The sequence below is a fragment of the Herminiimonas sp. CN genome, from assembly GCF_000622895.1.
Lineage (GTDB): Bacteria > Pseudomonadota > Gammaproteobacteria > Burkholderiales > Burkholderiaceae_D > AVCC01.
Genome location: NZ_AVCC01000070.1, coordinates 1 through 17,504, shown reverse-complemented (window position 1 = coordinate 17,504; position 17,504 = coordinate 1). Strand labels below are relative to the sequence as shown.

Below are 17,504 nucleotides of genomic sequence, written 5' to 3'. Positions count from 1 at the left end.
TTTTTATTGCCTTGCAAAAAATATAAATCAAACCCACTGCCCGGTGCAAATTTTGTCCAGCCAAAATGCGCCTATGACTGTTTTTACATCAGTTACTTTGCCTTCCCGAATCCACGCCAGCAAATCACTCACTGACGCGCTGAAGGTATCCAAGAACTCCCCGTCATCCAGCTTTTGTATCCCTGCTTGAAGACCGCGCGCGACAAAAATATCAAGGTATTCGTCTGAATACGCAATCGCATTATGGATAGTGCAGACAAATGTCCAGTCGGTTGCAGTATAGCCAGTTTCCTCACGCAACTCGCGCTGGGCTGTTGCCAAAGAATCTTCATTTGGATCTATTTTTCCCGCTGGAAATTCAATGAATACCCGGTTCAACGGATAGCGAAACTGACGCTCAAGTAATACTGAATTGTCGTCAAATAAAGGAAGGATGACTACGGCACCGGGATGCCGGATATATTCTCTTGACGATATTTTGCCATCAGGCAGCCTGACGATATCGCTTTGCACCTGAAGGAAACTTCCACTAAAAGCAATTCTGCCTTCAATTTTGGTTTCTTCAAGATGTCTATCGTCCATATTGGAAATGGGTAGTGATTCTTTTAGCGCAATTCCACACCAGGCAGAAGAAAAATTCAGGAAATTATTTACGCAAATAACGCAAAACAAAACCGGGATAAGCTAGAACCAGAAACAAAAAAGAAGTAACGGCAAAAAATTCCCACTTTTGCTCAAAAACATTGCCAAGATTCGCTTCTAACAAACGTGCAATGAAGCCTAAGGTGAAATATAAAACTACCATCTCTATCAGACGCAGCCAAAAAGGTTTTACCGATATCCGTATCGGAATGAGCGCAAGCAAACGCTCATTCAAAAATGGCATATTGGCGGTGAATATCGCCAATATGATCATCAACCAAACCGAAAAAGTTACATTCATAAACAGGATCGACCCACCGTCAAGTACCGACAACTTTACTCATTGCGACTGTACACAGTGCCATCAGAGCACCGGGCATCAATCCAACCCCAACCACAATAATGGCATTCACACTAAGTGCAGCATACATATCCTTATTGAATACAATCGGAGATCTATCGATTGCTTCATCAAAGTACATGACTTTAACAACACGCAGATAATAGAAAGCACCTATAAGGGAAAATAATATTGCAAGAATGGCTAGCCATGTTTGGCCTGTTCCCAATACCGCTTGTATAACGGACAATTTTGCATAGAAACCCATCATTGGCGGAATACCGGCCAAAGAAAACATCAGCAACAACATGACAAGAGCAAACCACGGACTGCGCTGATTCAAGCCCTTAAAATCCTCAATATTTTCCGCCTCAAAGCCTTTGCGTGACAGCAGCATGATGATACCGAATGTGCCCAAAGTAGTTAACACATAAGTGATGGTGTAAAACATAGCGGAACTATAGGCATTAGCGGCAGGTGCTGTACTTCCAGCAACTACACCGGATAACAATCCCAGCAACATGAAACCCATCTGGGAAATAGTTGAATATGCCAGCATTCGCTTCAAATTGGTCTGTGCGATGGCGGCAATATTGCCGATAGCCATCGATAACACAGATAAAATAACAAGCATTTGTTGCCAGTCGAAAGCCAGGGGTAATAGGCCTCCAACCAACAGCCGGATAAAAATTGCAAAAGCTGCCAATTTTGGTGCACCGCCAAGCAACAGCGTTACTGCAGTCGGCGCACCTTGATAAACGTCTGGAGCCCACATATGAAAAGGAACGACGCCCAGTTTGAATGCCAAGCCGGAAACCAGAAAAACTATACCAAAAACTAAAACCGTCCTATCAACTGCACCTGTTGCAGTAGCCTTAGCAACTTCTGTCAGATCGAGTGAGCCGGTTGCGCCATACAGCATTGACATACCATAAAGCAAGAATCCGGAAGCCATTGCGCCCAAAATAAAATACTTCATCGCAGCCTCAGTCGAAACCTTGTGCTCGCGGCGCAGCCCTACCAGGGCGTACAAAGACAGAGACATCAACTCCAGTCCCAGATAAATAATCAAGAAATTATTACCAGAGATCATGATCATTTGTCCCAGCAGTGCAAACAAGGCCAGCACATAAAATTCACCGCCCAGATTCCCCCCGACAATTCCTCGCCCGGTTGCATATTGGCGCGAATATATCAAAGTCAGGCCTACTGCCAGATAAGAGAATATTTTCAATATATTGGACATTGGATCTGTCACAAACATATTGTGAAATGTATGGTCAATGATGCCGGAATTTAACGAATCCAGGCTAAGCAATGCACATCCGAGTAAAGTCAGTAAAGACAAGACATAGGTGATGTATCGTTTCCCATCAGACAAAAACATGTCGATTAATAGAATTGCCGATGCCGCGATAACAAGAAAAACTTACGGGAAAAAGTAAAGTCAGATTCATGGTATTCATTTAAGTCGCCTCTTCTATATGCACTGATTTAGTTCACTTTTGAGATAGCGACATGTTTCAATAAGTCTGTGACTGACGTTTGCATAACATCGGTAAATGGCGCTGGATACAAACCCATTCCAATCACTGCAATAGCCAATAATGCCAACATTAAAAATTCACGCTTATTAATGTCCTGCAATTGCCTTACATGTTCGTTGGCAATTTCACCAAAGATCACGCGCTTGGCCATCCAGAGTGAATATGCGGCTCCCAAAATAAGAGCGGTTGCCGCCAGCATACCTATCCAGAAATTGAATTTCACAGCACCTAAAATGACCATGAATTCACCGACAAAACCAGAAGTTGCCGGCAAACCGGAGTTCGCCATCGAAAACAGAAACGAAAAATGCTGCAAATTTTGGCATGGTATTTACTACACCACCATAATCGACAATTTGACGCGAATGCATGCGATCGTAAAGTACCCCAATACATAGGAACATGGCACCGGAAACAAAGCCGTGGGAAATCATCTGAACGATACCGCCCTGTACCGACACATCATTAAACATGAAGAAACCCAACGTAACAAAACCCATATGCGCGATCGACGAATAAGCCACTAGTTTCTTCATGTCTTTCTGCACCATTGCAACCAATCCGATATAAATCACAGCGATTAGTGACAAGGCAATCATCAATCCAGACAAGTAATGGCTTGCATCCGGCGTAATCGGTAAAGAAAAACGTAAAAAGCCATATGCCCCAAGCTTCAGCATAATCGCAGCCAGCACTACCGACCCGCCAGTAGGCGCCTCAACGTGCGCATCCGGCAGCCAGGTATGCACCGGCCACATTGGAACCTTGACAGCAAAAGCCATAAGAAATGCAAAGAAAATCAGTATCTGCACGGATAAAGGCAGGGGAAATTTTTGCCATGTCAGAATATCAAAGCTGCCTGTCTTTGTATAAAGGTACAGGATCGCTACTAATGTCAGCAAAGAACCCATCAACGTATAAAGAAAGAACTTGAACGCTGCGTAGACGCGATTGGCTCCACCCCATACACCGATTATGATAAACATCGGAATAAGAGTAGCCTCGAAAAACACATAAAACAACAAGCCATCAAGCGCACAGAAAACGCCAATCATCAGGCCGGACAAAATCAGAAAAGCCCCCATATATTGGGCCACTTTTTTCTCAATCACTTCCCATCCAGCAATAACGACAATCACCGTAATGAAGGCTGTCAATACAATGAACCAGACAGAGATACCATCGATTCCAAGAAAATAGTTGATATTAAAACGTTCAATCCAACTGTATTTTTCGACAAATTGCATCTCATGCGCAACGTTATCGAAGCGCTGAATCAAAGGCAGTGTCACAAGGAAACTTGTAATTGCACCAATCAGCGACGCTACCCGTACCAACCTGGGTTTGTCATCACTACCGAATGCCAAAATGAAGATACCAAAAGCGATAGGACACCAAATCGCTAAACTCAAAAGTGGGGAAGTTGACTGCATCATGGTTATTATCTGTTTTCTTTGTCAGCTTATTTGGCAAACGGGAAAGGCATGAAATAAATGAGAAAGCCTAGAACACCGACGATCATCACAAACGCGTAGTGATAGAGGTAGCCAGATTGAATTTTTCTGGAAAATTTCGAAAATACGCCAACTAACTTGGCGCTACCGTTGACTATAAATCCGTCAATCAGGGTTTTATCGCCAATATTCCACAGGCCATTACCAAGCACACGCGCTCCTCCGGCGATAACAACTTCGTTGAATTTATCCAGATAATACTTGTTTTCCAGCAATTCATAAATTGGCCCGAATTTACCCTTGATATATGCAGGAATGCGCGGATCAACCATATAAAAATAATATGCGCTCACAACACCCGCCAATGCCAGAAAGAAAGGGGCCGTGGTTAATGCGTGAATTGCCATTGCAAGAGATCCGTGAAATTCTTTTGCAATTTCCGCCATCGCCTCATGTGACTCGGCAACAAAAATCGCATCCTTGAAGAAATTTCCAAACAGCATTGGCTCAATCGTGAAATAGCCGATGATCACCGAGGGGATGGCCAGAAGAACGAGTGGCAAAGTCACAACCAGTGAAGATTCATGCGGCTTTTGACCAGCCGCCAAACCATGGTGGTGTTCATCATCGTGATGGTGTGCATGCCCAAAGCGCTCCTTGCCATGAAAAACAAGGAAATACATGCGGAAAGAATAAAATGCGGTTACAAATACGCCGGCAAGAACCGCAAAACTTGCGAAACCTGAACCGTAAATTTCCGAGTTATGAACTGCTTCTATGATGCTGTCTTTTGAGTAGAAGCCGGAGAAAAAAGGTGTGCCGATCAACGCCAGCGAGCCAAGAAGCGATGTAATCCAAGTAATCGGCATGTATTTTCTCAAGCCGCCCATGTTGCGGATATCCTGATCGTGATGCATGCCGATAATCACCGAACCGGCAGCCAGGAATAATAATGCTTTAAAGAACGCATGAGTCATCAAATGGAATACAGCAACAGAATAAGCCGATGCGCCAAGAGCAACTGTCATATAGCCCAGTTGCGACAGAGTCGAATACGCGACAACTCGTTTAATGTCGTTCTGGATAATACCGAGAAACCCCATGAACAATGCGGTAATTGAGCCAATAATCAAAACAAATGACAAGGCGGTATCCGACAGTTCAAACAGCGGCGACATTCTTGCCACCATAAAAATACCGGCAGTAACCATTGTTGCGGCATGAATCAAGGCAGATATAGGTGTCGGACCTTCCATCGAATCAGGCAACCAGACATGCAATGGAAACTGCGCTGATTTCCCCATTGCCCCGATAAACAAACAGATGCAGGCAACTGTTATCAACAACCAGTTCGTACCTGGAAATATCAGTTTTGCCAACTCCTGTTTTTGAGAAAAGACTTCACCGTAATTCAGGGATCCTGCGTACGCTACCAATAAACCGATTCCAAGAATAAAACCAAAGTCACCGACCCGATTTACCAGAAATGCCTTCATGTTGGCCGCAATCGCAGTCGGCTTCTTGAACCAAAAGCCGATCAATAGATATGAAACTAGTCCAACAGCTTCCCACCCGAAAAATAATTGCAAGAAATTATTGCTCATGACAAGCATTAACATCGCAAAAGTAAACAGTGAAATATAGGCGAAAAAACGGTTATATCCTTCGTCATCCTGCATGTAGCCGATAGTGTAGATATGCACCATCAGCGATACAAACGTGACTACGCACATCATCATGGCGGTAAGGCTATCGATCAGAAATCCGATTTCAAATTTCAATCCAGCTACAGTCATCCAATTGTAGATAACGCCATTAAAAATAGCCCCGTCCAACACTTCATTTAAAGTCATGCAGGACAGGACAAATGCGATAAGTACGCCCAGTATTGTCACAGTATGAGATGCTGTTCGCCCGATTATATTGCCAAAAAACTTGGTGCCGAACAGCCCTGCGATGACAGACCCCGCGAGGGGCGCCAGTGGAACGACCAGTAGTAAATTAGGGTTAAGTTGCCCCGCCATGATGACCCTTTTATTAATTCCAGAGAATATTTCAGAGAAGCTGATTGCTAGCCTTTGAGAGAATCCAGATCTTCGACATTGATAGTATTCATATTGCGGAACAGAACTATCAAAATGGCGAGGCCAATTGCGGATTCAGCCGCAGCCACCGCCAAAATGAAGAAAACGAAAACCTGGCCAGCAGCATCTCCCAAATAATGGGAAAAAGCGACAAAATTCATATTAACAGCGAGCAACATAAGCTCTATTGCCATTAGTAATACAATAATATTTTTGCGATTTAAAAAAATACCGATAATTGAAATCGAAAATAGTATTGCGCCAAGAATTAGATAATGCGCAAGTGATAGTGTCATTTTCCTAAATCCTTATTTTTGCTCTGTTCCAGAGATTGCCACTGGCAATGACGGAACATCAAGATTATTCGCACGAGCGGATTCCGATTTCATGCTCACAATCCGAATCCGGTCATTCCGCTTAACCTTCACTGCATCCGATGGATGGAAATGTTTACTATCCTTGCGCCGGCGCATCGTGAGCGCAACTGCAGCAATGATGGCGACCAAAAGAATTACAGCGGCAATTTCAAACGCGAAAACATATTGCGTATAAATTAGCTTTCCAAGTTCCTTGGTATTGCCAATCATGTCGGCAGCAGCCGGAATCAGCGGATCCGCTACCCAAAAACCGCGCAATAACACTGCCGCCATTTCTAACGCGATTACTACGCCGATAGTTGCAGCCAAAGGAAAATACCCCCAGAAACCTTCGCGCATTTTGTCCAGATTGATGTCAAGCATCATCACGACAAATAAGAAAAGAACCATTACTGCACCGACATAGACCAGCACCAGAACTATTGATAGAAACTCAGCCTTGAGCAACATCCAAAGTGCGGCTGCCGAAAAGAAGGACAGCACAAGAAATAGTGCAGAATGTACAGGATTGCGGGCTGTAATGACGCGTGCTGCAGCAATAACCAAGATCGCCGAGAAAACGTAGAAAAGTGCGGTTTTAAATTCCATGACAAGCCAAATAAAGGACCAGATTAACGATACGCGGCATCGGCTGCGCGAGCAGCAGCGATTTCATTTTCATAGCGGTCACCGACAGCTAGCAGCATTTCTTTTGTGTAGTACAGATCACCGCGTTTTTCACCGTGGTATTCAAGAATATGCGTTTCCACAATCGAATCAACTGGACATGATTCCTCGCAAAAACCGCAAAAAATGCACTTTGTCAAATCAATATCGTAGCGAGTGGTTCTTCTCGTGCCATCAGCGCGCTGATCAGATTCAATCGTAATTGCCATGGCAGGACAAACTGCCTCGCATAGTTTGCATGCAATGCAACGCTCTTCGCCGTTTGGATAGCGACGTAATGCATGCAATCCGCGAAACCGAGGCGATTGCGGCGTTTTTTCCTCTGGAAACTGAACCGTAATCTTGCGTGCGAACAAATACCGTCCGGTCAATGCCAGACCTTTGAGCAACTCTCGGAGCATTAAGCTACCGAAAAAATCCTTAACGGCGTCCATAAAATATCAGCCCCACCTTCCCAATTACTTCCAAATATTCAAAGACGTCTGCATCCATGCAGCAACAATAACCAAATATGCCAGAGTCAGCGGGATGAACACTTTCCAGCCGAGACGCATGATTTGATCGTAACGGTAACGAGGAAAGGAAGCACGCACCCAAATAAAGATCGATACCACCAGGAAAGTCTTGATTCCCAGCCAGATCCAACCCGGAATCCAATTAAACAAAACGGAATTAATCGGTGATAGCCATCCACCCAGGAACATCAACGATGCCAACGCCGAAATCAGAATCATGTTGGCATATTCGGCCAGGAAGAACATGGCAAATGACATCCCGGAATACTCAACCATATGACCGGCTACAATTTCCGATTCACCTTCCACTACGTCAAAAGGATGTCTATTTGTTTCCGCAATACCGGAAATTACATAAACAACAAACATCGGGAACAAAGGAAGCCAATTCCACGACAGAAAGTTCAGACCTTTATCAGCAAAATAGCCACTGGATTGAGTCGTCACAATATCGATGAAATTAAGGCTTCCAGTAACCATCAATACAATCACCAATACGAAACCCATCGCTATCTCGTAAGAGATCATTTGTGCGGAAGCTCGCATGGCTCCCAAAAATGCATATTTTGAATTCGATGCCCAACCAGCAATAATGACGCCATACACTTCCATGGATGTTATTGCCATAACAAATAACAAGCCCGCATTCACATTCGCCAGAACAGCCTCTGGGCCAAATGGAATAACCGCCCAAGCCGCCAACGCCGGCATAATCGTCATGATCGGCGCGATTACAAACAACATCCTGTTCGCTTTGGCCGGAATAATGATTTCTTTCAGAAGTAGTTTCAGGGCATCTGCAATTGGCTGCAGCAGACCAGCCGGACCTACCCGATTGGGCCCCAGACGCACGTGCATCCAGCCGATTAACTTGCGCTCCCACAGAGTCAAATAAGCTACGCAGCCCATGATGGGCAACACGATGCAAACAATTTTCACCAGGTTCCAGATCAAAGGCCAAACGGAACCGAAGAAATTTTGTCCCGTGGCATGAATTGTGACAAGCAATTGATCCATCAGGCACGCTCCACAACAACAGAACCAAACATTGCGCCAAGTGCTGCCGTCGCGGGATGCCCGGCCGCAACTCTTACTACAGATTCTGGCTGACCGGCACCAATCTCCGCCTTCAATAAGGCGCTACCCGCTCCTTGGCGAACTATGACTCTGGCCCCTTCTTGTAATCCAAGTTGTGTAAATAGTGCAGCGGATAAATAGGCTACCGGCACCTTCGCATCGGCAGTTGCCTGGAGCGAAGCTGCCCGGCGCACTATCGGATCAGTGAAATAAATTGGGACATCTGCGACGCGTTGCAGACCGGCACTCTCCCTGACTGGTGCATTGAGTTCCGTTCTAGCGTTGTTATTCAAGCGGTCGGAAACAATACCAACGCCGATGACTTCGTCGCGAATTACTTCAGAAGACTCATAATTAAAATCAGGTATATCCAGCAAATTACCCAATACCCGCAGCACTTTCCAACCAGGCCGGGTTTCTCCAAGTGGCTTAACCGTGCCATTGAAGCTCTGTACTCGTCCTTCGCAATTCACGTATGAGCCGGAAGTTTCGGTAAAAGGCGCGATGGGCAGCAAGACATCCGCATAATCAAGTGCGTGTTTAAATGCTGACATTACGATCACCATTTCAGCCTGCCCCAAGGCTGCATTCGCCACCTGTGGGTTGGCGCAATCGACAGCAGGTTCCGCATTTAATAACAGGTATGCCTTACGTGGTGCAGTGAAGAACTGCGCCGCATGCGCTCCAGTGACCGGCATGGCATTTGCCAGGTAGCCGCCCACAGTATTGGCAGCTTCCGTCAAATAACCAAATTTCGAACCGGTATTTTCAGATAGCCACTCTATCGATGCATGCAGTTGCGAAGCCTGCGGATGTTGCGAAGCTGCATTGCCGAGGAAAATTGCCTTAGGCACATCCAGCAATAATCCGGAAGCGATATTTTTTGCCTCAGTTGATGGAGTCAAGCCGAAAAATACTGCAGGAACAGCGATATTTTTCAATTGTGCAACCGCAACAATGATTTCACCCAGCGTCGCTGCCCAGTCGCTCGGCGCCTGGATGATTTTATGTGAAACAGGAATCAGTAAATCATCGTCAGTCGCATGCAGAATGTCTAATTTTGCTCCAAGCTTGACGGCCTGGCGTACACGGGACGCCAACAACGGGTGGTCCTTGCGCAGAAATGAGCCGACCACAAAAATTTGTTTTAACTGTGCGAACTCTGCAATTGGCATGCCTAGCCAAGGCGTAATTTTTCCATCCAGGGAAAAATCCGATTGACGCAGTCTAAAATCAACATTGTCCGATCCGATGCCCCGGACAAGTTTCTGCAGCAGCGACAATTCTTCCAAAGTAGAATGCGGCGCGGCAAGCGCAGCAATCGCATCTGCACCATGCTCATGCCTGATATTTTTCAAGCCATGCGCCACATATTCCAATGCAGTCTGCCAGTCCGTTTCCTGCCATTGGCCGTCCTGCTTGATCATCGGCTTGGTAAGGCGATCGCCTCCGTTCAAACTTTCATACGAAAAACGATCCTTGTCAGACAGCCAGCATTCATTGACAGCTTCGTTTTCAAAAGGCAGAACGCGCATCACCCTATTATTCTTAACTTGAACGACGAGATTCGCTCCTAAACTGTCGTGCGGACTAACTGATTTGCGTCGTGACAATTCCCAAGTGCGAGCACTGTAGCGGAACGGTTTTGAAGTCAACGCCCCTACTGGACATAGATCGATCATGTTGCCGGACAATTCGGAATTAATTGTCTTCCCGACAAATGCAGTAATTTCTGCATGCTCGCCACGATTGAGCATGCCAAGCTCCATCACTCCGGCAATTTCCTGGCCGAACCGCACGCAACGCGTACAGTGAATGCAGCGCGTCATTTCCTCCATCGAAATCAGCGGGCCCGCATTTTTATGGAAAACGACGCGCTTTTCTTCTTGATAACGCGAGGCCGATGCTCCATAACCGACTGCCAGATCCTGCAGTTGGCACTCACCACCCTGATCGCAAATTGGACAATCCAGCGGATGATTTATCAGCAGGAATTCCATCACGCCTTTTTGCGCCTTGACAGCCTTATCGCTGCCCGTGCGCACAATCATCCCAGATGTAACAGGCGTTGCACACGCAGGCAGCGGCTTCGGTGCTTTCTCTACCTCAACCAGACACATGCGGCAATTCGCTGCAATCGACAGTTTCTTGTGGTAGCAAAAATGCGGGATATAGGTGCCAAGTTTATTCGCAGCATCCATTACCATGCTGCCTTCTTGCACTTCGACTTTTTTACCGTCTATTTCAATTTCGACCATGGCTTGACTTTTACCTGACCTGGCTTATAAGTATGCGGGCACCAAGCAATGCTTATGCTCGATGTGATATTCAAATTCTTCGTGGAAATTCTTGATGAATGCACGTACCGGCATTGCGGCAGCATCGCCCAGCGCACAAATCGTGCGCCCCTGAATGTTGTCAGCAACCGAATTGAGCACATCCAAGTCTTCCGGACGGCCTTTGCCATGCTCGATTCTATGCACCATCCGATACATCCAGCCCGTGCCTTCACGGCATGGGGTACATTGACCGCAGGATTCCTCAAAATAAAAATACGATAGGCGCAGCAGCGATTTGACCATGCACCTGGTTTCATCCATGACGATCACCGCACCTGAACCCAGCATTGATCCCGCCTTCGCAATCGAATCGTAATCCATGTCGGTGGCCATCATTACATCACCGACGATAACCGGCGCCGATGAGCCGCCTGGAATAACCGCCTTGATTTTTTTTCCGTCGCGCATGCCGCCGGCGAGCTCCAGCAAAGTGGCGAACGGCGTGCCCAAAGGCATCTCGTAATTGCCAGGCCGTGCCACGTCACCAGAAATCGAGAAAATTTTGGTACCGCCGTTATTCGGCTTGCCTATTGCAGCATAGGCTTCGCCCCCCATCCGAAAGACGAATGGCACTGCTGCAAAAGTCTCGGTATTATTAATCGTGGTCGGCTTGCCATATAAGCCGAAACTGGCAGGGAAAGGCGGCTTGAAGCGAGGCTGGCCTTTTTTTCCTTCCAGCGACTCCAGCAATGCAGTTTCCTCACCGCAAATATATGCGCCGTAACCATGGAATGCATGCAATTGAAATTTAAAATCGGTGCTGCAAATGTTGTCTCCCAACATGCCAGCCGCACGAGCTTCTTCAAGCGCCTCTTCAAAACGCTCATATTCAGCAAAAATTTCACCGTGAATATAGTTGTATCCGACCGTGATTCCCATCGCATAAGCACCGATGGCCATGCCTTCAATCAGTGCATGTGGATTGTAGCGAATGATGTCGCGGTCCTTGAATGTGCCCGGCTCGCCTTCATCGGTATTGCAGACCAAATATTTTTGCCCTGGAAACTGGCGCGGCATGAAACTCCACTTCAATCCCGTCGGAAAACCAGCGCCCCCGCGACCACGCAAGGACGATGCCTTTAATTCAGCAATCACTTGCTCCGGCGTGATTTTTTCGGTAAGAATCCGTTTCAGGGACTCGTAACCGCCACGCTTGACATAATCGCTCAAACGCCAGTTAGCGCCATCCAATCCTGCCAGAATGAGCGGTTCAATGTGCCGATTATGAAGGCTCGTCATTTCTTCAATTCCTCCAGCAATTCATCGATGCGTTCATTCGACATGTGACTGCACATGCGCTTGTTGTTTACTGTCAGTACTGGTGCGTCGCCACAAGCTCCCATGCACTCGCCCTCAAGCAGAGTAAATTGGTCATCACCGGTAGTTTCTTTGTAATCAATACCCAGTTTTTGCTTGAGATAATGCGCAGCGCGCTCCCCGCCGGATAAAGAACATGGCAAATTGGTGCAGACCGTAATTTTGTTTTTTCCAACCGGTTTAAGGTTGTACATGTTGTAAAACGTTGCCACTTCCTGCACTGCTATCGCGGGCATGCCCAGATAATCTGCAACATCCTGCAATACTTCAGGCGCCAGCCAACCAGTCTCATCTTGCGCAATAGCCAACGCAGCCATGACCGCCGATTGCTTTTGATCGGCAGGAAATTTCGCGATTTCGCGATCAATTTTCTTATACGATTGTTCTGATAACAGCATTATTTTTGCCTCAAATATCGATCCGCAATTAGCGGTCAATCTCACCGAACACAATATCCTGAGTGCCGATGATGGTTACCGCATCAGCTAACATGTGACCTTTTGCCATTTCATCCAGGCCTTGCAGATGCGCAAATCCTGGCGCGCGAATCTTGAGGCGATATGGCTTGTTGGCGCCATCTGAAATCATGTAGATGCCAAACTCGCCTTTCGGGTGCTCAATCGCAGCGTAAGCCTCTCCGGCAGGCACATGAATACCCTCGGAAAACAGCTTGAAGTGATGAATCAACTCTTCCATGTTGGATTTCATATCAACACGACTGGGCGGCGCAACCTTATTGTTCTCGGTCATGACCGGTCCCGAATTGTTGCGCAACCAGGAAACACATTGCTTGATGATATTGTTGGATTGACGCATTTCCTCAATCCGCACCAGATACCGGTCATAACAATCGCCATTGACGCCCACAGGAATATCAAAATCCAGCAAATCGTAGACTTCGTATGGCTGTTTTTTACGCAGATCCCACTCGACACCGGAACCACGCAACATGGGGCCGGTAAATCCCATCGCCTTTGCGCGCTCCGGAGATACCACCCCGACCCCAACCAGGCGCTGCTTCCAGATGCGGTTATCCGTCAACAAGGTTTCGTATTCATCAACGTAAGTTGGAAAGCGATTCGTGAAATCCTCAATGAAATCCAGCAGCGAGCCTTGCCGATTCTCATTCAGAGCCCTGATGGCTTTTTCGTTGCGCAGAATTGACGCCTTGAATTGCGGCATGGAATCAGGAAGGTCTCGATACACGCCACCCGGACGATAGTAAGCTGCATGCAAACGTGCGCCGGAGACTGCTTCATAGCAATCCATCAAATCCTCTCGCTCACGGAATGCGTACAAAAATACGCCCATGGCGCCAACGTCAAGAGCATGCGCCCCCAACCAGAGCAAGTGGTTCAACAAGCGGGTAATCTCGTCAAACATCACGCGAATGTATTGCGCCCGCAGAGGCACCTCCAAACCCAACAACTTCTCGACTGCCATTACATAAGCATGCTCATTGCACATCATCGAGACATAGTCGAGACGATCCATGTAAGGAACCGACTGCAGATAGGTTTTTTGCTCTGCCAGCTTCTCGGTACCCCGATGCAGCAAGCCGATATGCGGGTCGGCGCGCTGAATCACCTCGCCATCGAGTTCCAGAACCAGACGCAATACGCCATGTGCAGCGGGATGCTGTGGACCGAAATTGAGTGTGTAGTTTTTAATTTGAGCCATTATTTCATCCCATAATGTTCTTCGCGAATCACGCGCGGCGTAATCTCGCGAGGCTCAATCGTCACTGGCTGATAAATCACCCGCTTTTGCTCCGGATCGTAGCGCATCTCCACATAGCCCGAGACTGGAAAATCCTTGCGGAACGGATGACCAATAAAACCGTAATCAGTAAGGATGCGGCGCAAATCGGGGTGGCCATCGAACATGATTCCGAAAAAATCGAAGGCTTCGCGTTCATACCAATTCGCCGAATTCCATACGGTAATTACAGAAGCCACCAATGGCACCTCATCATCCGGTGCAAACACGCGTACGCGCAAACGCCAGTTATGTTTGGTGGAAAGCAGATGCGAAACCGCCGCATAACGAGGACCGCTCCAGCCGCCATCGACATACGCCGAATAATCGACGCCGCACAAATCAATCAATTCATCGAAATGCAAATCCACATGATCACGCAAAGCGCGCATCACCGACAGATAATTGGATGCAGCCACCACCACAGTGATCTCACCAAGAGCAACCGTCAGGCCATCGAGACGATCGGCGATCACACTGCGCAATGCAGTCTCAAGCGATTCCAGTTTTGTCATCATTTTCAATCGATCCTGTTAGCGCGCGATGGTGTTGGTGCGCTTGATCTTGTTTTGCAATTGCATAATGCCGTAGAGAAGCGCTTCCGCCGTCGGCGGGCAGCCCGGCACGTATATATCCACCGGCACAATCCGATCACAACCACGCACCACCGAATAGGAATAATGATAGTAACCACCGCCGTTGGCACATGAACCCATCGATATCACCCAACGCGGCTCGGCCATCTGGTCATATACCTTACGCAGCGCCGGCGCCATCTTATTGCATAGCGTGCCAGCCACAATCATCACATCCGACTGACGCGGCGACGGACGGAAAACCACGCCAAAGCGATCCATGTCGTAACGCGATGCGCCAGCATGCATCATCTCCACCGCACAGCAAGCCAAACCAAATGTCATCGGCCACATGGAACCGGTGCGCGTCCAGTTAATCAACTTATCCGCCGTCGTGGTAACAAAACCCTCGTTTAATACGCCTTCAATCGACATGACTCACTCCCAATCAAGGGCACCTTTCTTCCAGATATACCAAAAACCGACCACGAATTCGACGATAAACACCAACATCGTTACGAAACCGGACCAGCCGAGGTCGCGCATTGCCACGCCCCACGGAAAGAAAAACGCAGTTTCCAGATCAAACAGGATAAATAGAATTGCAATCAGGTAGTAGCGCACATCAAACTTCATGCGCGCATCCTCAAAAGCCTCGAAACCACACTCGTAAGGAGAGAGTTTTTCAGCATCCGGGGCATGCGGCGCCATCAGGCGCCCAAGCACCTGCGGCACGATACCGACACCGATACCGACCAGAATGAATAACAAGACAGGGAAGTAAGTTTCGAGGTTCACATTTTTCTCGCAATTGCGCCGAATGCACACTGCCCGAAAACAGCAGGCCAAACAGCCATACTCTCGATAAAAAGCCAGCTCAGGATACCCCATGCTGGCCTCTAAAATTTTGGTGCCGACGGCGAGACTCGAACTCGCACAGCTTTCGCCACTACCCCCTCAAGATAGCGTGTCTACCAATTTCACCACGTCGGCACAAGAGCCGTATTTTAACCCGATTTAATGCTTTTATTCAATGCACAATTGCAGCAAAACATTACGCAAACACATTATTTTTCAACTTATTTTGGAATCTGGGCAGCATTGCCCGCAGCTGGCGCAGGAGCAACCGCCGCCGCAGCCGGATTCGACGTGGCTGCACCAGCCGCCGCCGGTGCAGGCGCGGAAGTCACAGGAAGATTTTCCATGACGCCGCCAGTAGCAATCGCCCCCTTATTGCCGAGATACGCCAACGCCAAGGTTGCACTAAAGAAAATTGCTGCAGCCAAGCCGGTCGATTTCGACAGAAAATTCGAAGATCCGGTCGCGCCGAACAAACTTCCGGATGCCCCCGAGCCGAAAGCAGCACCCATATCAGCACCTTTGCCGTGTTGCAGCAGAACCAACCCTATGATAGCCAACGCAGATAAGACCTGGACTACAACAATGATAGTAAACAAGGAATGCATTTAACGATTTCCAATCTTATAGATAAAATTTATTCTTTTTCAATGCTGACATCCAGCCATCAAGCGGAATGCACGATTGCCAGAAAATCCGCCGGATTTAGCGCAGCTCCGCCGATCAGGCCGCCATCGATATCAGGCATTGCAAGCAGCTCTTGCGCATTGTCCGGCTTCATGCTGCCGCCATATAGAATACGCACGACCGGCGCCAATTTGGCATTCTTTTGCGCGAGCTTGGCACGCAATATCGCATGCACCTCCTGCGCCATTTCCGGCGTTGCGGTTTTACCGGTACCGATCGCCCATACCGGCTCGTAAGCGACTACCAGCTTAGCCAGGTCGGCAGCATCAAGCGCCGCCAGCAGCACATCCATTTGCGCGCCAACCACCGCCTGGGTCTGCCCCGACTCCCGCTCGGCGAGGGTTTCGCCGACACAAACAATCGGCGTCAGGCCGGCCTGGATGACGCGCAACATCTTCAGCGCGACTTGCGCATCAGTCTCGCCATGATAGGCGCGGCGTTCGGAATGCCCCAATATTACGTACTTACAGGCAAAATCCTGCAGCATGGAAACGGAAATTTCGCCGGTGTAAGCACCGGATGCATGAATGGAAACGTCTTGCGCGCCCCAGCCGAGCGCACTGCCGGTCAACGCCGCCTGGCATTGCGCGAGATAGACGGCCGGCGCACATACTGCTACCTCACAGCTTGACTGCGACAAGCCTGCCTTGATGCCAGCCAACAGCACGGCATTCGCGGCCAGACTGCCATTCATCTTCCAGTTACCACAAATGAGCTTGCGACGCATATCGGTCCAAATTTTCAATAACCCCGCATTCTAGCCCGTTGCCGCTGGGGCGGTCAAACTCTGAGGCCAACTCATCGGCGCCTCCCATGCCGAAATTTCGCTGCCGCGGCGAATCAATCCGATCGACTGCGCCGCTCAGGCGGCGCCCTCGTTGATCCAAACGCAATCGCCTTTGGTTTGCTTGTCCAAGTCAGCCAGAATGGCGTCATGCTCGGCCAGTTCTTCCGCGCTAGCGCACATGCACATGACATCTGCCAGCGGCGGCAATTCAGCGACGATGCCGCTGGCAAGTTCCGACTCCGGCGCTTCCAGGTCGATGGTCAGGCTGTTCTGCCCGCGCGTCATGGCCAGATAGACTTCAGCCAGCAATTCGGCATCCAGCAGCGCTCCATGCAAGGTGCGATGCGCATTCGATATGCCGTAACGGTCGCACAGAGAGTCCAGCGAGTTGCGCTTGCCAGGGTGCAATTCCTTGGCCTGCGCCAGCGTATCGGTAATTTTTTCCGCGTAGCTATCAAAGTCCGGCAAATCGAGCCGCTTG

17 protein-coding genes, 1 tRNA gene and 2 pseudogenes are annotated in these 17,504 nt (G+C 48.3%); all 20 read right to left on the bottom strand.

Annotated features, from left to right (window positions below):
- Positions 1-27: 27 nt before the first annotated feature.
- Positions 28-582, bottom strand: coding sequence for an NUDIX domain-containing protein (locus tag HMCN_RS0113675; protein WP_025917915.1), 555 nt, complete (start codon positions 580-582; stop codon positions 28-30).
- Between the two features lie 64 nt (positions 583-646).
- Positions 647-943 carry a DUF2818 family protein gene (locus HMCN_RS0113670; protein WP_025917914.1) on the bottom strand — a complete coding sequence of 99 codons (297 nt, stop codon included), beginning with the start codon at positions 941-943 and terminating at the stop codon, positions 647-649.
- Between the two features lie 19 nt (positions 944-962).
- A pseudogene (gene nuoN / locus HMCN_RS0113665) lies at positions 963-2,448 on the bottom strand (NADH-quinone oxidoreductase subunit NuoN).
- Between the two features lie 28 nt (positions 2,449-2,476).
- Positions 2,477-3,965 (bottom strand): annotated as a pseudogene (locus tag HMCN_RS17835) (NADH-quinone oxidoreductase subunit M).
- A 26-nt stretch (positions 3,966-3,991) separates the two neighbouring features.
- The gene (nuoL, locus tag HMCN_RS0113655) at positions 3,992-6,007 is read right to left on the bottom strand and encodes an NADH-quinone oxidoreductase subunit L (protein ID WP_025917912.1); all 2,016 of its coding nucleotides are present in this window, start codon (positions 6,005-6,007) and stop codon (positions 3,992-3,994) included.
- A 47-nt stretch (positions 6,008-6,054) separates the two neighbouring features.
- A complete protein-coding gene (gene nuoK / locus HMCN_RS0113650; RefSeq protein ID WP_025917911.1) occupies positions 6,055-6,363 on the bottom strand; it encodes an NADH-quinone oxidoreductase subunit NuoK in 309 nt (102 codons plus the stop codon).
- Between the two features lie 12 nt (positions 6,364-6,375).
- Positions 6,376-7,032: an NADH-quinone oxidoreductase subunit J gene (locus tag HMCN_RS0113645; protein WP_025917910.1), complete on the bottom strand. Its 657-nt coding sequence runs from the start codon at positions 7,030-7,032 to the stop codon at positions 6,376-6,378.
- Positions 7,033-7,055: 23 nt separating this feature from the next.
- Positions 7,056-7,544, bottom strand: coding sequence for an NADH-quinone oxidoreductase subunit NuoI (nuoI, locus tag HMCN_RS0113640; protein WP_025917909.1), 489 nt, complete (start codon positions 7,542-7,544; stop codon positions 7,056-7,058).
- A 24-nt stretch (positions 7,545-7,568) separates the two neighbouring features.
- Positions 7,569-8,642, bottom strand: a complete 1,074-nt coding sequence (gene nuoH, locus HMCN_RS0113635) for an NADH-quinone oxidoreductase subunit NuoH (protein ID WP_025917908.1) — start codon at positions 8,640-8,642, stop codon at positions 7,569-7,571.
- Positions 8,642-10,960, bottom strand: coding sequence for an NADH-quinone oxidoreductase subunit NuoG (nuoG, locus tag HMCN_RS0113630; RefSeq protein ID WP_025917907.1), 2,319 nt, complete (start codon positions 10,958-10,960; stop codon positions 8,642-8,644). The genes nuoH and nuoG overlap by 1 nt, the downstream gene beginning before the upstream one ends.
- 24 nt (positions 10,961-10,984) lie before the next feature.
- On the bottom strand, positions 10,985-12,280 hold the full coding sequence (nuoF, locus tag HMCN_RS0113625; protein ID WP_025917906.1) for an NADH-quinone oxidoreductase subunit NuoF: 1,296 nt from the start codon (positions 12,278-12,280) through the stop codon (positions 10,985-10,987).
- Positions 12,277-12,756 carry an NADH-quinone oxidoreductase subunit NuoE gene (nuoE, locus tag HMCN_RS0113620; protein ID WP_025917905.1) on the bottom strand — a complete coding sequence of 160 codons (480 nt, stop codon included), beginning with the start codon at positions 12,754-12,756 and terminating at the stop codon, positions 12,277-12,279. Before nuoE ends, nuoF begins: the two co-directional genes overlap by 4 nt.
- 28 nt (positions 12,757-12,784) lie before the next feature.
- Positions 12,785-14,038, bottom strand: a complete 1,254-nt coding sequence (locus HMCN_RS0113615; protein ID WP_025917904.1) for an NADH-quinone oxidoreductase subunit D — start codon at positions 14,036-14,038, stop codon at positions 12,785-12,787.
- A complete protein-coding gene (locus HMCN_RS0113610; RefSeq protein ID WP_025917903.1) occupies positions 14,038-14,634 on the bottom strand; it encodes an NADH-quinone oxidoreductase subunit C in 597 nt (198 codons plus the stop codon). Before HMCN_RS0113610 ends, HMCN_RS0113615 begins: the two co-directional genes overlap by 1 nt.
- A 15-nt stretch (positions 14,635-14,649) precedes the next feature.
- The gene (locus HMCN_RS0113605) at positions 14,650-15,126 is read right to left on the bottom strand and encodes an NADH-quinone oxidoreductase subunit B family protein (RefSeq protein ID WP_025917902.1); all 477 of its coding nucleotides are present in this window, start codon (positions 15,124-15,126) and stop codon (positions 14,650-14,652) included.
- Positions 15,127-15,129: 3 nt separating this feature from the next.
- The gene (locus tag HMCN_RS0113600) at positions 15,130-15,489 is read right to left on the bottom strand and encodes an NADH-quinone oxidoreductase subunit A (RefSeq protein ID WP_025917901.1); all 360 of its coding nucleotides are present in this window, start codon (positions 15,487-15,489) and stop codon (positions 15,130-15,132) included.
- Positions 15,490-15,599: 110 nt separating this feature from the next.
- Positions 15,600-15,684: transfer RNA gene (locus HMCN_RS0113595), tRNA-Leu, on the bottom strand.
- 86 nt (positions 15,685-15,770) lie between these two features.
- Positions 15,771-16,157, bottom strand: coding sequence for a preprotein translocase subunit SecG (gene secG, locus HMCN_RS0113590; RefSeq protein WP_025917900.1), 387 nt, complete (start codon positions 16,155-16,157; stop codon positions 15,771-15,773).
- Positions 16,158-16,216: 59 nt separating this feature from the next.
- On the bottom strand, positions 16,217-16,963 hold the full coding sequence (tpiA, locus tag HMCN_RS0113585) for a triose-phosphate isomerase (RefSeq protein ID WP_025917899.1): 747 nt from the start codon (positions 16,961-16,963) through the stop codon (positions 16,217-16,219).
- Between the two features lie 135 nt (positions 16,964-17,098).
- The coding region (locus HMCN_RS0113580; protein ID WP_025917898.1) for an exonuclease domain-containing protein at positions 17,099-17,504 on the bottom strand (406 nt) is incomplete at its 5' end.

Coding starts and splice junctions, on each gene's coding strand:
- HMCN_RS0113675 (WP_025917915.1), bottom strand. CDS start 582: ATGGACGATAGACATCTTGAAGAAACCAAAATTGAAGGCAGAATTGCT.
- HMCN_RS0113670 (WP_025917914.1), bottom strand. CDS start 943: ATGAATGTAACTTTTTCGGTTTGGTTGATGATCATATTGGCGATATTC.
- nuoL (WP_025917912.1), bottom strand. CDS start 6,007: ATGGCGGGGCAACTTAACCCTAATTTACTACTGGTCGTTCCACTGGCG.
- nuoK (WP_025917911.1), bottom strand. CDS start 6,363: ATGACACTATCACTTGCGCATTATCTAATTCTTGGCGCAATACTATTT.
- HMCN_RS0113645 (WP_025917910.1), bottom strand. CDS start 7,032: ATGGAATTTAAAACCGCACTTTTCTACGTTTTCTCGGCGATCTTGGTT.
- nuoI (WP_025917909.1), bottom strand. CDS start 7,544: ATGGACGCCGTTAAGGATTTTTTCGGTAGCTTAATGCTCCGAGAGTTG.
- nuoH (WP_025917908.1), bottom strand. CDS start 8,642: ATGGATCAATTGCTTGTCACAATTCATGCCACGGGACAAAATTTCTTC.
- nuoG (WP_025917907.1), bottom strand. CDS start 10,960: ATGGTCGAAATTGAAATAGACGGTAAAAAAGTCGAAGTGCAAGAAGGC.
- nuoF (WP_025917906.1), bottom strand. CDS start 12,280: ATGACGAGCCTTCATAATCGGCACATTGAACCGCTCATTCTGGCAGGA.
- nuoE (WP_025917905.1), bottom strand. CDS start 12,756: ATGCTGTTATCAGAACAATCGTATAAGAAAATTGATCGCGAAATCGCG.
- HMCN_RS0113615 (WP_025917904.1), bottom strand. CDS start 14,038: ATGGCTCAAATTAAAAACTACACACTCAATTTCGGTCCACAGCATCCC.
- HMCN_RS0113610 (WP_025917903.1), bottom strand. CDS start 14,634: ATGATGACAAAACTGGAATCGCTTGAGACTGCATTGCGCAGTGTGATC.
- HMCN_RS0113605 (WP_025917902.1), bottom strand. CDS start 15,126: ATGTCGATTGAAGGCGTATTAAACGAGGGTTTTGTTACCACGACGGCG.
- secG (WP_025917900.1), bottom strand. CDS start 16,157: ATGCATTCCTTGTTTACTATCATTGTTGTAGTCCAGGTCTTATCTGCG.
- tpiA (WP_025917899.1), bottom strand. CDS start 16,963: ATGCGTCGCAAGCTCATTTGTGGTAACTGGAAGATGAATGGCAGTCTG.